This is a genomic window from Burkholderia sp. JPY481, from assembly GCF_038900515.1.
Classification (GTDB): domain Bacteria; phylum Pseudomonadota; class Gammaproteobacteria; order Burkholderiales; family Burkholderiaceae; genus Paraburkholderia; species Paraburkholderia youngii.
Genome location: NZ_JAYMRT010000001.1, coordinates 115,987 through 129,662 on the forward strand (window position 1 = coordinate 115,987; position 13,676 = coordinate 129,662).

12 protein-coding genes and 1 pseudogene are annotated in these 13,676 nt (G+C 63.3%); 3 read left to right on the forward strand and 10 right to left on the reverse strand.

Annotated elements, in window-relative coordinates:
* Positions 1-52: 52 nt before the first annotated feature.
* The gene (locus VSR82_RS00610; protein WP_368582877.1) at positions 53-529 is read left to right on the forward strand and encodes a molybdenum cofactor biosynthesis protein MoaE; all 477 of its coding nucleotides are present in this window, start codon (positions 53-55) and stop codon (positions 527-529) included.
* A 74-nt stretch (positions 530-603) separates the two neighbouring features.
* Here VSR82_RS00610 and VSR82_RS00615 read toward each other — a convergent pair whose 3' ends face one another.
* The gene (locus tag VSR82_RS00615; protein ID WP_368582878.1) at positions 604-1,152 is read right to left on the reverse strand and encodes a group III truncated hemoglobin; all 549 of its coding nucleotides are present in this window, start codon (positions 1,150-1,152) and stop codon (positions 604-606) included.
* A gap of 252 nt (positions 1,153-1,404) precedes the next feature.
* On the opposite strand from VSR82_RS00615, the gene VSR82_RS00620 reads away from it, so the two are divergent.
* A complete protein-coding gene (locus VSR82_RS00620; protein WP_410849172.1) occupies positions 1,405-1,935 on the forward strand; it encodes an Rrf2 family transcriptional regulator in 531 nt (176 codons plus the stop codon).
* Between the two features lie 169 nt (positions 1,936-2,104).
* The gene (clpB, locus tag VSR82_RS00625; RefSeq protein WP_368582880.1) at positions 2,105-4,702 is read left to right on the forward strand and encodes an ATP-dependent chaperone ClpB; all 2,598 of its coding nucleotides are present in this window, start codon (positions 2,105-2,107) and stop codon (positions 4,700-4,702) included.
* A 176-nt stretch (positions 4,703-4,878) separates the two neighbouring features.
* Here clpB and VSR82_RS00630 read toward each other — a convergent pair whose 3' ends face one another.
* From VSR82_RS00630 to trxA, 9 genes and pseudogenes are all read right to left on the reverse strand, one after another.
* On the reverse strand, positions 4,879-5,394 hold the full coding sequence (locus VSR82_RS00630) for a YidB family protein (protein ID WP_373685672.1): 516 nt from the start codon (positions 5,392-5,394) through the stop codon (positions 4,879-4,881).
* A gap of 19 nt (positions 5,395-5,413) precedes the next feature.
* Complete coding sequence (locus VSR82_RS00635) at positions 5,414-5,986, reverse strand: ComEA family DNA-binding protein (protein WP_429459423.1); 573 nt, start codon at positions 5,984-5,986, stop codon at positions 5,414-5,416.
* 523 nt (positions 5,987-6,509) lie between these two features.
* Positions 6,510-7,889: an MATE family efflux transporter gene (locus VSR82_RS00640; RefSeq protein WP_429459421.1), complete on the reverse strand. Its 1,380-nt coding sequence runs from the start codon at positions 7,887-7,889 to the stop codon at positions 6,510-6,512.
* Positions 7,890-7,891: 2 nt separating this feature from the next.
* Entirely contained in the window at positions 7,892-9,649 is a 1,758-nt protein-coding gene (locus VSR82_RS00645; RefSeq protein WP_368582884.1) for an ArnT family glycosyltransferase, read from the reverse strand.
* A gap of 305 nt (positions 9,650-9,954) precedes the next feature.
* Complete coding sequence (locus tag VSR82_RS00650) at positions 9,955-10,218, reverse strand: type B 50S ribosomal protein L31 (protein ID WP_368582886.1); 264 nt, start codon at positions 10,216-10,218, stop codon at positions 9,955-9,957.
* Between the two features lie 178 nt (positions 10,219-10,396).
* The gene (locus tag VSR82_RS00655; protein WP_429459417.1) at positions 10,397-11,230 is read right to left on the reverse strand and encodes a M90 family metallopeptidase; all 834 of its coding nucleotides are present in this window, start codon (positions 11,228-11,230) and stop codon (positions 10,397-10,399) included.
* A 14-nt stretch (positions 11,231-11,244) separates the two neighbouring features.
* Positions 11,245-11,554, reverse strand: a pseudogene (locus VSR82_RS00660) (MFS transporter); the annotation flags it as partial.
* A 162-nt stretch (positions 11,555-11,716) separates the two neighbouring features.
* Positions 11,717-12,985 (reverse strand): transcription termination factor Rho, encoded by a 1,269-nt coding sequence (gene rho / locus VSR82_RS00665; RefSeq protein WP_008921615.1) that lies wholly within the window; start codon positions 12,983-12,985, stop codon positions 11,717-11,719.
* 284 nt (positions 12,986-13,269) lie between these two features.
* Complete coding sequence (gene trxA, locus VSR82_RS00670) at positions 13,270-13,596, reverse strand: thioredoxin TrxA (protein WP_013089343.1); 327 nt, start codon at positions 13,594-13,596, stop codon at positions 13,270-13,272.
* Positions 13,597-13,676: the final 80 nt, after the last annotated feature.

The window sequence follows — 13,676 nt, forward strand, 5'->3', positions numbered from 1 at the left end:
CTCAAGCCCATCATCACGTCCACGCCAGCGTCACAAGCCTCAGGAGTCGTCCATGCCCGTTCGCGTCCAGACCGAAGACTTCGACCTCAGCGCCGAGGTGGCCGCGCTGCGCGCGCGCAATCCGAGGATCGGCGCGATCGCGTGCTTCGTCGGCACCGTGCGCGACCTGAACGAGGGCAGCGCGGTCGAGACGATGGAGCTCGAACACTATCCGGGCATGACGGAGAAGTCGCTCGAGGCTATCGTCGAGCGTGCGCGCGAACGCTGGCCGGGCATCGAGGTGCTGATCGTGCATCGTGTCGGCAAGCTTTATCCGCTCGATCAGATCGTGCTTGTTGCGACGACGGCCGCGCATCGCGGCGATGCGTTTGCGTCGTGCGAATTCGTGATGGACTATCTGAAGACCGAAGCGCCGTTCTGGAAGAAAGAGAAAACCGACGCGGGCGAGCGCTGGGTCGACGCGCGCGTGACCGACGATGCCGCGCTCGCGCGCTGGGGCGTCGAATCGGGGAACCAGACTGCGGAGTAGCCGAACCGCGGGCCGCGGCGCTGCGGTGGCGCACGCGGCGTGTCTGTGTCAGGCGCGTCGGCGCCGACCGACGTTCACTGATCCCTTGAGCGTCCGATGATCGGCACCGGAAACGGCTCCCCAGCCGGCCGCGACGGATGCTCGCCATCGTCGTCAGCATCGCGGGGCCGACGCTTCGGCGCCACCCGCTCGAGCAGCGCCTGCTGCTCCGCCGGAATCTTGTAATCCCAGCCGTAGCGGCTCAGCTGCAGACTCTGCGCAATCCGTAGTGCCGGCTCCATGAAACGGATCGCCGCGGCCGGTTGATAGCGCGATTCGACCGTATCCAGGAACAGATACAGCCAGCGGCTGAAGTGCTGCGGCTCGATGCCTTCGAGCGGCTGATGCACCTGCTGCACGTTGCCGCGATATTGCTTCGCACCCAGCACGAGGCTGTTCCAGAACGTGCACATCTTCGGCAGATGGTCGTCCCAGCGGCCCTCGAGCTTCGCGTCGAAAACCGGACCCAGCAGCGGATCGGCGCGCACCCGATCGTAAAAGCCGTAGACGAGCTCGCGGATATTGGCCTCGGTGGGTTCGGCCGCGCGCTCGACCGGTGGCGCGGCGGGGAAAGACGGATTCATGCGGATTCCAGAAAAATACGTTTGCCGGTGGCGGTTGACTGAACTTCGAACCCCCCGTTTTTCTAACAAACGGTTGATGCGGAAAAAGCTACTATTGCTATCCGATACAGTTTTGCAACGCGATTCGAGGAACGACGCCGCCAGCCAGTGATGTTAGGGCGCGGCGCAGGTTCACCGCAACCCTTGCGTCGACGCGGTTATCGGGCACGTTCAACGCACTTGCTCGCAGCTTTTCAAGCTATACCAGGACCTATGAGACTTACCGACTATACGGATTACGCGCTGCGCGTGCTGCTGTACCTCGCGGTGCGGGGCGACGGATTATCGACGATCCACGACATTTCGGAAGCTTACGGGATCTCGAAGAACCATCTGATGAAGGTCGTGCAGCAACTGGGCGAACTCGGCTGGGTCGAGACCGTGCGCGGCCGCAACGGCGGGTTGCGGCTCGCCGCACAGACGCTGTCGCTGACCGTCGGCGACGTGGTGCGGGTCACGGAAAGCGACTTCGCGCTGGTCGGCTGTCTGCCGGACCGGCAGGGCCAACAGCGGCCTTGCGTCATCACGACGCACTGCCGGCTGCGCGGCGCGTTGCAGGCGGCGAACCTCGCTTTTCTCGCCGAACTCGATCGCTTTACCATCGGCGAAGTCGCACAACCGAAAAGTCCGCTCGCGGCATTGCTCGGGTTGGGACCCAATATTCAGAGGGTGCCGCTGCCGATTCCGGTGGCATCGGATGGCACGCGTGGCGGCAGTTCGGCGACGTTGGGCCACAAGAGCTAGAACCTCGGGCCGGCTCCAGGGTGCGCAAACCCGTCCGGTCGCCCCCGGGGGAAGGATCGCGCCAGTTCTTGCGCTCAAATGTTAAATAGTTGCGACCGAGGCCAAAAAAGCGCTTGAAACCCTAATAAATCGCCTCATTTTGGTGGTAATCGAAATTGGAGGTCTCTTGATGAGAATCGACAAACTCACCACTAAATTCCAGGAAGCGCTCGCGGACGCCCAGAGTCTGGCGGTTGGCCACGACAATCAGTACATCGAACCCGTCCACGTGCTCGCGGCACTCGTCGCGCAGCAGGACGGCTCCGCCCGCTCGCTGCTATCGCGCGCCGGCGTGCATGTACAACCTCTACAGACCGCACTGAACGACGCGATCACGCGACTGCCCCAAGTGCACGGCACCGACGGCAACGTGCAGATCGGCCGTGAACTGACCGGTCTGTTGAATCAGGCCGACAAGGAAGCGCAGAAGCTCAACGACACGTTCATCGCGAGCGAAATGTTCCTGCTCGCGGTCGCCGACGATAAGGGCGACGTGGGCCGTCTCGCGCGCGAGCACGGCTTGTCGCGCAAGGCGCTCGAAACCGCGATCGCCGCGGTGCGCGGCGGCTCGCAGGTGCATAGCCAGGACGCCGAAAGCCAGCGCGAAGCGCTGAAGAAATACACGATCGACCTGACCGAGCGCGCCCGCGCCGGCAAGCTCGACCCGGTGATCGGCCGCGACGACGAAATCCGCCGTTCCATCCAGATCCTGCAACGCCGCACCAAGAACAACCCGGTGCTGATCGGCGAGCCGGGTGTGGGCAAGACCGCGATCGTCGAAGGGCTCGCGCAACGCATCGTCAATGGTGAAGTGCCGGAAACGCTGAAGAATAAGCGCGTGCTGTCGCTCGATATGGCCGCGCTGCTCGCGGGCGCCAAATATCGCGGCGAGTTCGAAGAGCGCCTGAAGGCCGTGCTCAACGACATCGCGAAGGACGAAGGGCAAACCATCGTCTTCATCGACGAGATTCATACGATGGTCGGCGCCGGCAAGGCCGAAGGCGCGATGGACGCGGGCAACATGCTGAAGCCGGCGCTCTCGCGCGGCGAGCTGCATTGCGTCGGCGCGACCACGCTCGACGAATACCGCAAGTACATCGAGAAGGATGCCGCGCTCGAGCGCCGCTTCCAGAAGGTGCTGGTGGACGAACCGTCGGTCGAGGCGACCATCGCGATCCTGCGCGGTCTGCAGGAGCGCTATGAGCTGCACCACGGCGTCGACATCACCGACCCGGCGATCGTCGCGGCGGCGGAGCTGTCGCATCGCTACATCACGGACCGCTTCCTGCCGGACAAGGCGATCGATCTGATCGACGAAGCCGCCTCGAAGATCAAGATGGAAATCGACTCAAAGCCGGAGGAGATGGACCGGCTCGACCGTCGTCTGATCCAGCTGAAGATCGAACGCGAAGCGGTGAAGAAGGAGAAGGACGAAGCGTCGCAGAAGCGTCTGCAGCTGATCGAAGAGGAGATTGAGCGCCTGAATCGCGAATATTCGGACCTCGAAGAAATCTGGACCGCCGAAAAAGCAGCGGTGCAGGGCAGCGCGCAGTTGAAGGAAGAGATCGAGAAGACACGCGCGGAAATCGTGCGTCTGCAGCGCGAGGGCAAGCTCGAGAAGGTCGCCGAACTGCAGTACGGCAAGCTGCCGGGGCTCGAAGCGCAGTTGAAGGAAGTCACGCGCGCCGAAGCCGAGGAGCAGAACAGTCCGAAGCGTCCGCGTCTGTTGCGCACGCAGGTCGGCGCGGAAGAGATCGCCGAAGTCGTGTCGCGGGCCACCGGTATTCCGGTGTCGCGCATGATGCAAGGCGAGCGCGAAAAGCTGCTGCAGATCGAGTCGAAGCTGCATGAGCGCGTGGTCGGCCAGGACGAGGCGATCAGCGCGGTTGCCGATGCGATCCGCCGCTCACGCGCGGGTCTGTCGGACCCGAACCGTCCGTACGGATCGTTCCTGTTCCTGGGGCCGACCGGCGTCGGCAAGACCGAGCTGTGCAAGGCGTTGGCGTCGTTCCTGTTCGACTCGGAAGAGCACCTGATCCGTATCGACATGAGCGAGTTCATGGAGAAGCACAGCGTCGCGCGACTGATCGGCGCGCCGCCGGGATACGTCGGCTACGAGGAGGGCGGTTATCTAACCGAGGCCGTGCGCCGCAAGCCGTATAGCGTGATCCTGCTCGACGAAATCGAGAAGGCCCATCCGGACGTGTTCAACGTGCTGCTGCAGGTGCTCGACGACGGCCGCATGACAGATGGCCAGGGCCGCACCGTCGACTTCAAGAACACGGTGATCGTGATGACCTCGAACCTCGGTTCGCAGGTGATCCAGGCGATGGTCGGCGAGTCGCAGGAAGCGATCAAGGACGCGGTGTGGGAAGAGGTGAAGCTGCACTTCCGGCCCGAGTTCCTGAACCGGATCGACGACGTCGTCGTGTTCCATGCGCTCGACCGCTCGAACATCCAGTCGATCGCGCGGATCCAGTTGCAGCGTCTGCACGAGCGGCTCGCGAAGCTCGACATGCAGCTGGTGGTATCGGACGCGGCGCTCGAGCACATCGGCAAGGTCGGCTACGACCCGCTGTTCGGTGCGCGGCCGCTGAAGCGCGCGATCCAGCAGGAGATCGAGAACCCGATCGCGAAGCTGATTCTGGCCGGCAAGTTCGGTCCGAAGGATGTGATTCCGGTCGAAGTGGACGACGGCCAGCTGCGGTTCGAACGCGTCGTGCACTGAGCGCGATGGCCTGATGACGTGACGGGGCGGCGGCGGTCGAGCCGTTCCCGCCAATGTTAAGAAACCGGCAACGAAGGCGACTTCGTTGCCGGTTTTCTTTTGCCCGCCGTTCTCAAACCGGGCGTCGACCCGGACCGGCAGCCTGAGCCGCCGTCAGCGCATCGCGCACAGCGTGTTCAAGCGTTGCCCTTGTTGCCGAGCAGCGCCGATAGGCCGCCGAGCGCGCCAAGCACCGTGGTCGCGTTCAGCTTGCCATCGGCCGGCACCTCGCCTTCCGGCGTCGCCGCGTTGACGACGTGCGGCAGGATCTGCGACAGCAGCCCCGTCACCTGATCCGGCTGCACGCCGGCCTTGGCGGCGAGGCCGCTGACGGCCTCGGAGCCGAGCACGTTATGCAGCGCGTCGGGCGCGATCGGCTGGTTTTCGCCGTTGCCGACCCACGACGACACGACGTCGCCGAGGCCCTTTTCCTGGAAGCGCTGGATCAGGCCGTTCAGGCCACCAGGCTGGTTATTGACGAATTCGAGCGCGGCTGCGATCAGCGCTTGCTGGCCGCCGCCTTCTGGCGATTTGCCAAGCAGGGAACCGATGGTGTCGAGTAGGCTCATGACGGTCTCTCTTGAATGCCGGCGCGTGCATGACGGCCGGGCGGGTGACGACGACGCGCGGTTGCGCGTCGCGGTGAAACGCAAGGGCGGCAGCCCGCCGGCCTCAAGCGCCGGACGCGGCCGCGGCGGATGCCGCGTTGCTCTTCTTCGTTTTCTTCTTCGAAGCCTTGGTGCCGGATGCTTCGGCCGGTGCGCTAGCTGCCGCGGCGGCCGGCGCCGCAGCAGTCGCCGCTTCTGATGCAGCGGCCTTCTTCTTCGATTTCGACGGCTTCGCGGCCGACGCGGGAGCGGCCGCGGCCGGCGCTGCTGTCGTGGCGGCGGGCGCGGCCCCGGTGGTTGCCGCGGGAGCCGCTGGCGTCGTTTTCGTGGTCGACCTGGTCGACGTCTTCGCGCCGGTCGGCGGCGCCGACGAGCCGTTGATCGTCAGTCCGGCCGCTTCGAGGTTCTCGACCGACTTCTGGCCGATGCCCTTCACGCGCGCGGCGAGATCGTCGGCGTTCTTGAACGGGCCGTTTTTGGCGCGTTCGTCGAGGATCGCTTTCGCATGCACGGGGCCGATGCCCTTGACCGATTCGAGCGCGGCCTGATCGGCGGTATTCACTTCCACTGCCGCGGCAAATCCGGCCGACAGCGACAAAGCCACAGCGACGCAAAGCATGAAAAGCTTCTTCAGCATGGCAAGCACTCCATTGAGGGCAAAAAGTTAGCCGGGAACGGTCGACCTATCCTGTCAGCGGGCGCTGCGTTTAAGCATAGGACAAATCGCGGGCCCGATTTGAGATAGCGGTCGATTTATACCGATCGATCGATGACAAGTAAATCCGGCCACACAATCTTTAAAACTTTTAGCGGCAGGTTATTTCCGATGATTTATCGGTCGGTACCGGTCGCGATAATGCGTTTGCGATAAAGAATCGGTAACGCTGACGGATCACACCGTCCGACGCTTGACTTGGAGTGCACTCGAAGTCCTAAGCTGAGTCCGTCATGTCGAAACACTCGACCGCGCTCACCATCGGTCAGGTTGCCGAAACGTGTTCGCGGCGCGGGAAGAAAGAGGAGGCCGCGGCCGCAGCGTGAGAGGGCCCGGCTGCGCGGGGAGGGGAAAAGGGGATGCGGAGCGGGTTTGTCTCACCCAGGATGGGACGCAACTAACCGTCCGATTGATTCCGTTCGGGGCCTTCTGAGACCCCATCGCCTCATACAGCCGAATCGACCCGCACTGCAGCGGTCTCGCGCAAATAGCGCTGGCTCACGATCCGCCAATACACCAGCAAGCCGACCCCGGCAATCGCGAGACTCGCGGTATTCGCGACCCAGAATCCGCGCGCGCCGGTCAGCCAGGGCGGTGTGAGGCCGGTCGTATCGAAGCCGAGCGCATAGCCGCCGCCGAGCCCCACACCCCACAGCGCGACCGCATAGATGACGGTCGGCACGACCGCGACCTTGTAGGCACGCAGCACGAACGCGGTCGTGATCTGCAAAGCATCGAACAGGTGGTAGCAGGCGACGATCAGCACCAGTGGCAACGCCTTCGCCGCGACCTGCGCGTTCGTCGTATAACCATCGACGATATACGGCCGCAGCACCAGCACGAGCGCGCCATAGCAGCACGCGATCGCAACCGCCATCGCGATGCCGTGACGCGACAGCGTGCGCGCCGCTTGCGGCCGATGCGCGCCTAGCGCCTGCGCGACCAGCGTCGACGACGCGATGCCGATCGACAGTGGCGTCATATAAAGCACCGCGCCGATATTGCCGGCGATCTGATGCCCGGCGAGCGTCGTCGTGCCGAAGCGCGCGATGAAGAGCGCCATGAACGTGTACGACGTGACCTCGATCAGATACGACAACCCCATCGGAATACCGAGCCGCAGTTGCGCGGCCTGGCGCTTCCAGACCGGCCAGCAGAACTGCGTGAAGATACCGAGCGCCTTGAAATCGTCGATGCGCGCGAGCAGCAGCATGCCGAGCGCCGCGAGCGCCCAATTGAGAAGCGTGCTCGCGAGCGCGCAGCCCGGACCGCCCAGCGCCGGCACGCCGAGGCCGCCGAAAATGAACCAGGTATTGAGCGGAATTTTCAGCAGCAGCGCGGCGATCTGCAGGAACATCACGAGCCGCGGTTTGCCGAGCGCATTGGCAACGGAACTGTAGACCCGGAACGCGAGGCCGGCGGGCAGCCCGAACGCGAGAATCCGCAGATACGCGAGCGTGCGCTCGTGCAGCGCGTCGGGCACGTGCGACAACGACAACAGCGGCCCGGGGAAGAACAGGATCAGAAAGCCGATCACCGTCAGCGCGGCGGCGAGCCACCATGACTGGCGCACCTCTTCGCCGATCTCGCCGTAGCGGCGCGCGCCGTACAGTTGCGCGGTAATCGGCTGCAGCGCGGTCAGGATGCCGGTCAGGCCGATATAGACCGAGACGTAGATCGACGAGCCGAGCCCGAGAGCGGCCAGATCGACGGCCGAATAGCGTCCGACCATCGCCGTGTCGATCACGCCGAACGCGATGATGGCCAGTTGGCCGATCAATACGGGCCACGCGAGCGCGGCGATTTTCCGTACGTCGGCGAACATGGTCAGTTGGGCTTCTTGTGCCAGTTGCGGTGCTTGCCGGGCGGCGGCTTCGGACGGTCGATGCGCACGTACAGGCGGAAGCGCTCGTCGCGGTCGGCCGCGCGGCGGCCTTCCCACACGAGCTTCCAGATGTAGTCGGGCAGCGCGCTGGGGTCGCCGTAGTCCTGCGAGTCCTGGCGCAGGATCACATCGCAGTCCTGGTCGAACGAGAAGTGCATGTCGCCGAAATACGCGAACGTCGCGATCTGCGCATTGCCGAGGCGCACCGGCGAGATGCAGGTGTAGTCATCGGGCAAGTGGTTGGCGATCTGCTGCGCGACGTCGCGATAGGTACGGCTGTAGTTGACCACCGGCAGCCATAGCGTCATCAGCAGCACCCACATCAGCGTCGTGCCGGCGCTCGACAGCACCACGCTACGCCACAACACCTTCGGATGACGCGCGAGGCGCCAGCGCACCAGCAGGAACCAGCAGACGGTTACCGCGATCGCGCAGATGAACGACAGAATCTTGAATTGCGGCACGAAGCCGGGCGCGAGCCGCGCGAGATTGCGCGCGAGCGGGTGCGGAAAACCGGTCAGACTCGCCGCATACACGGCCCACACGAAGCTGCCGAGGATCGTGAAGCTCAGCAGCGCGAACCAGTCGATCGCGTTGATCGCGCCGCGCTTGAGCGTCGGCAGCGCGAACGTGGCGAGCACCGCCAGCGGCGGCAGCAGCAGCATGTAGAGTCGATTCGATTGATGGCTTTGCAGCACCACGAGTACGAACAGCGGTCCGATCACCGACAGCGGAATCGCCACGTGCGGCGCGCGCCGCAGACCCTTCCAGCTGAACCACGACCACAGCGCGAGCGGCCAGGCGGGCCACGTGAAGAGCGGCAGGTTTTTCAGTGCATACGCGGCGACGGAGCCGGGTGGGCCCGCGAACGAGCTCAGGCTCACGTGCAGCCATTGGTTCAGGTACCAGACGGCGTCGTCGGGGAAAGCGGCAAGCGCGATGATCGGCCACGATACCGCGAGCACCAGCGCGACGGGTAGACCCGCGAGCAGCAGCGAGCGCGAACGCGTTTCGCGCACGATCAGCGTCATCGCGAGCGTGCCGAGCAGCAGCGCGCCGACCAGCACCGGGCTGCTCGCGAGTGTGACGAGGCCGATCGCGAGGCCCCAGATCAGCGCGCCCTGGATCGGCTTGTCGATCATGCGCACGAGGCCGTACACGAGCATCGCGATGCAGACGAACTGTACGAGCTGCGGCGTGGTTTCGTGGCCGCGCTCGGCGAGGCCGAAGCACGCGAGCAGGATCAGCAGTGCGCCATCGGCAAGCGTGCGGCCATAGTCGCGTGGTTCGGGCTCGCCGCCAAACGCGTATTTGAACGGCTGCACTTCGGCACGCCGGCCGAGCAGATACGCCGCGTACCAGACGAACGCACAGCCCGCGCAGAACAGCAGGCCCGTGAACACGCGCGACGCGTTGCTCGCGTCGACCCATGGCGCAAGGACCCGGATCGCGCTCGCGCCGAGCCAGTAGCCGAGCGGGCCGTCCTCGGTCAGATATTTGCCGACGAGATTCGGCAGGAGCCAGTCGTGCGCGCCGCCATTCGCCATCGTCCACATGACACCGAAGCCGGCCGCGTCCTCGTTCTTCCACGGATCGCGGCCGAACAGGCCGAACGAGGCGTAGACGATACAGATGGCCAGCAGCAGCCAGCGCGGCAACGCACTGGTCGCAGAGGCGGTGAGGCGGACGACAGGTCTCATGCGGTGTGTGGAGTCTGGATAAACGATGCGGCCGGAGCGACTTGGCAAGTCAGGGCGGGAGGGCCCGTTTCGAGCATCCGGCATTGTAGTCGTGCGGTGCGATGCACGTCACGGCCGGTAACGCCCGGCAACGTCGATGGACAACCTGTAACAGGTGTCGTGAAAGCGCGGTCTGCTGGTTCCGGGTTATGCCATCGCAGGTGTGCGACGCAGCGGCCGCCCGCGCGTGGGCGACAAAAAAGGGCAGCTCGCGCTGCCCTTTCTGTTTGCTCCGTTGCCGGCCGGAAGCCGGCACCGTTGCCGTATTACTTTGCTGCCTTGCCCGAAGCGCGGGAGCCGAACTTCTTGTTGAACTTCTCGACACGGCCGGCCGTGTCCATGATCTTTTGCTGGCCGGTGTAGAACGGGTGCGATTCCGACGACACTTCGATCTTCGCGAGCGGGTAGGTCTTGCCGTTGAATTCCGCGGTTTCGCGCGTTTGGATGGTCGAGCGCGTCACGAACTTGAAGTCGTTCGACATATCGATGAACAGGACTTCGCGGTAATCCGGGTGAATGCCTTCTTTCATGGTCTTTCCTTTAATCTGGCGGTAGCCAACCCGCGTGCAGCCTTAAATTAGACTGCCTTCAGGCGCGAGCCACTTGCCTACGGTCGAAAAACCGCGATTATGCCAGAAAATCAGTCCCTTGGCGATTTTTCTGCCACCAGATTCTATTGTGGCGCAAGCGGCGCCGGTTCGCAGCGTCTCAAACCGGCGTGAACGTCAATCCGACGCGCGCTGGGTCTTGCCGGTAGTAGCGCGCGAGCAGCCGGTAGAGTTCCGGATACTCCGCCTCGAACGCTTGCGGCTTCACGAACAACGCCTCGCTGCATACGGCGAAGAATTCCGACGGATGGTCCGCCGCATACGGATCGATCAGCGACTCGCGTTCGAAACGCGTCCAACGTCGCTCGGGCACAGCGTCGACTTTCGCGCAGAAATGATCGTATGCGTGGTCAAACACGTCGGCCCATGCCTGCGTATCGAGCGGCGCGTGCCAGCGGCGCATCAGCGGTGGGTGGCCATCCGCTTCGCCGTTCAACATGTCGATCTTGTGCGCGAACTCGTGGATCACGACGTTGTATGCGTCGCTGCCGTCGGTCATCTGCGCGTCTTCCCACGACAGCACCACCGGGCCGCCTTCCCACGCCTCGCCACTGGCGTCGTGTTCGATCTCGTGCACGACGCCGTCTTCGTCCTCGACGGTCTTGCGGATCACGAACTCGCCCGGATAGACGATTACGCCAACCCAGCCGCGATACAGATCGAGGCTGAGGTTCAGCACCGGCAGGCACGCCTGCGCGGCGATGGCGACCGTCATCGCGTCGGTCAGTTCGAGTTCGTGTGCGGTCGAGAATTCCTTCTGCGCGAGGAAGAGACTCGTCAGTTCGCGTAGCCGCGCGAGATCGGGGGCTTCCAGATGCGTGAGAAAGGGCAGACCAGCGAGTGTTGCCTGCCACAAGGAATCGTCGATCGCGTAATCGCGCAGCGCGCGCTCGCGACGCCGTGTGCCCAGCCAGTTCGTGAGTTTCGACAGCATGCTTGAGCCCACCTTCAGTCGATCTGTTTTTGCCACGCGGCGAACAGGCCGCCGCATATCGCGACGCCGATCAGGAAATCGAAGCCGTCGAGCGACGCGAGGAAATTGGCCTGCTGTGCGACCAACCGGCTGATCGACGCGATTCGCGAGCGTGTTCTGGTAGACCGGATTGTACGGATTCACGGACGCCGCGAGGCGACTTTGATGCAGCGCGAGCCGGTGCTGGTCGATGATGATCACCAAGGCAGTCGCGAAGGAGATGGTCAACTGCCGCACGATGTTCTTCAACCGGTAGCCGTGCATGGACTCTTCGATCGCGAAGATAGCTGGCGAAAAACGAGAACGTCGCGTTGTGCGAAATTGTCGAGACTGGTGACGCCGCATTGTCCAGGTGGGCGGGCGGCGAAAAAAAACCGCTCGCAATCTGCGAGCGGTTTTTCATGCGATGCAGTTGCCGGCGACTACGGCCAGCACGAACGTCGCGCGTTAGCTGCCGCCACCACGACGCATCATGTCGAAGAACTCGGAGTTGCTCTTCGTCTGGCGGATCTTGTCGAGCAGGAATTCCATCGACTCGACTTCGTCCATGTCGTGAATGAACTTGCGCAGCACCCAGATCTTTTGCAGCACTTCGGGCTTGATCAGCAACTCTTCGCGGCGCGTGCCCGACTTGTTCAGGTTGATCGACGGGTAGACGCGCTTCTCGGCGAGACGGCGCTCGAGGTGCACTTCCATGTTGCCGGTGCCCTTGAACTCTTCGTAGATCACGTCGTCCATGCGGCTGCCGGTTTCGATCAGCGCCGTGCCGATGATGGTCAGCGATCCGCCTTCCTCGATGTTGCGCGCCGCGCCGAAGAAGCGCTTCGGACGCTGCAGCGCGTTCGCGTCGACACCACCCGTGAGCACCTTGCCGGAGGCCGGCACCACCGTGTTGTATGCGCGCGCGAGACGTGTGATCGAGTCGAGCAGAATCACGACGTCGTTCTTCATTTCGACGAGGCGCTTGGCCTTCTCGATCACCATTTCGGCGACCTGCACGTGACGCGCAGCGGGTTCGTCGAACGTGGAGGCGATCACTTCGCCTGCCACCGAACGCTGCATTTCTGTCACTTCTTCCGGGCGCTCGTCGATCAGCAGCACGAACAGCACGACGTCGGGATGGTTCTGCTTGATTGCGTGCGCAATGTGCTGAAGCATCACGGTCTTGCCCGACTTCGGCGAGGCGACGAGCAGGCCGCGCTGACCCTTGCCGATCGGCGCGATCATGTCGATGATGCGGCCCGTGACATTCTCTTCGCCACGCATTTCACGTTCGAGCAGCAGCACCTTGTTCGGGTGCAGCGGCGTCAGGTTTTCGAACATGATCTTGTGCTTCGAGGCCTCCGGCGGCTGGCCGTTGACCTTGTCCACCTTCACCAGCGCGAAATAGCGCTCGCCGTCTTTCGGCGTGCGCACTTCGCCTTCGATCGTGTCGCCCGTATGCAGATTGAAGCGGCGGATTTGCGACGGGCTGATGTAGATATCATCCGTGCTGGCGAGGTAGGACGTTTCAGGCGAACGCAAGAAGCCGAAACCGTCCGGCAGCACTTCGAGGGTGCCGTCGCCGAAGATCGTGTCGCCCGCTTTGGCTCGTTTTTTTAGAATGGCGAACATCAATTCCTGCTTGCGCAGGCGGTTCGCGCTTTCGATCTCGAGGCCATTGGCCATCTCGATCAATTGGGACACGTGCAGAGTCTTAAGCTCGGATAAATGCATACGGAGAACCCGCAGGAGAAGGTGCGACGAAATGAAATCTGGGAGGAGGGTGAGCGGAACCGCTCAAAGACTTACACGTCTTTTCGACGTTTTGTGGATTCTAGCATAGCACACGCCAATTTCCGCCAGTGCGGCGGAGTGGCATCTTTGTCGTAAAGCGTGTTGCCGGCTGACAACACGCTCGACCGGCGGGCGCGGTGATATGCATCCACCGATGCGCCCGATTCCTGACGGCTCGCGGCGGGCGATGAACCCGCGAGCGCCGCGAGGTACTTCTGTATGTATTACAGGTTGCCGTCGAGGAACGCTGTGAGTTGCGACTTCGACAGAGCGCCGACCTTCTGAGCGGCGACGGCGCCATTCTTGAACAGGATCAGCGTGGGGATGCCGCGCACGCCGAACTTGACCGGCGTGGACTGATGCTCGTCGACATTGATCTTCGCGACTTGCAGGCGATCGGCGTAGTCCTTCGCGACTTCGTCGAGGATCGGCGCGATCATCTTGCAGGGACCGCACCATTCGGCCCAGAAATCGAGCAGCACGGGTTTATCGGATTTCACGACGTCCTGTTCGAACGATGCGTCGCTAATATGCTTAATTTGTTCGCTCATTTATGAATACCTCTGTCGGTTCGAGGCCCGCCTGAATTGCTCGCCACGATACGTCAAAAACCGGGAAAATTTCCGTTCGC

Bases quoted from the DNA above. Each gene is read 5' to 3' on its own strand.
- VSR82_RS00610 (WP_368582877.1), top strand. From the start codon at position 53: ATGCCCGTTCGCGTCCAGACCGAAGACTTCGACCTCAGCGCCGAGGTG.
- VSR82_RS00645 (WP_368582884.1), bottom strand. From the start codon at position 9,649: ATGAGACCTGTCGTCCGCCTCACCGCCTCTGCGACCAGTGCGTTGCCG.
- VSR82_RS00655 (WP_429459417.1), bottom strand. From the start codon at position 11,230: ATGCTGTCGAAACTCACGAACTGGCTGGGCACACGGCGTCGCGAGCGC.
- clpB (WP_368582880.1), top strand. From the start codon at position 2,105: ATGAGAATCGACAAACTCACCACTAAATTCCAGGAAGCGCTCGCGGAC.
- VSR82_RS00650 (WP_368582886.1), bottom strand. From the start codon at position 10,218: ATGAAAGAAGGCATTCACCCGGATTACCGCGAAGTCCTGTTCATCGAT.
- VSR82_RS00640 (WP_429459421.1), bottom strand. From the start codon at position 7,889: ATGTTCGCCGACGTACGGAAAATCGCCGCGCTCGCGTGGCCCGTATTG.
- trxA (WP_013089343.1), bottom strand. From the start codon at position 13,596: ATGAGCGAACAAATTAAGCATATTAGCGACGCATCGTTCGAACAGGAC.
- rho (WP_008921615.1), bottom strand. From the start codon at position 12,985: ATGCATTTATCCGAGCTTAAGACTCTGCACGTGTCCCAATTGATCGAG.
- VSR82_RS00635 (WP_429459423.1), bottom strand. From the start codon at position 5,986: ATGCTGAAGAAGCTTTTCATGCTTTGCGTCGCTGTGGCTTTGTCGCTG.
- VSR82_RS00615 (WP_368582878.1), bottom strand. From the start codon at position 1,152: ATGAATCCGTCTTTCCCCGCCGCGCCACCGGTCGAGCGCGCGGCCGAA.
- VSR82_RS00620 (WP_410849172.1), top strand. From the start codon at position 1,405: ATGAGACTTACCGACTATACGGATTACGCGCTGCGCGTGCTGCTGTAC.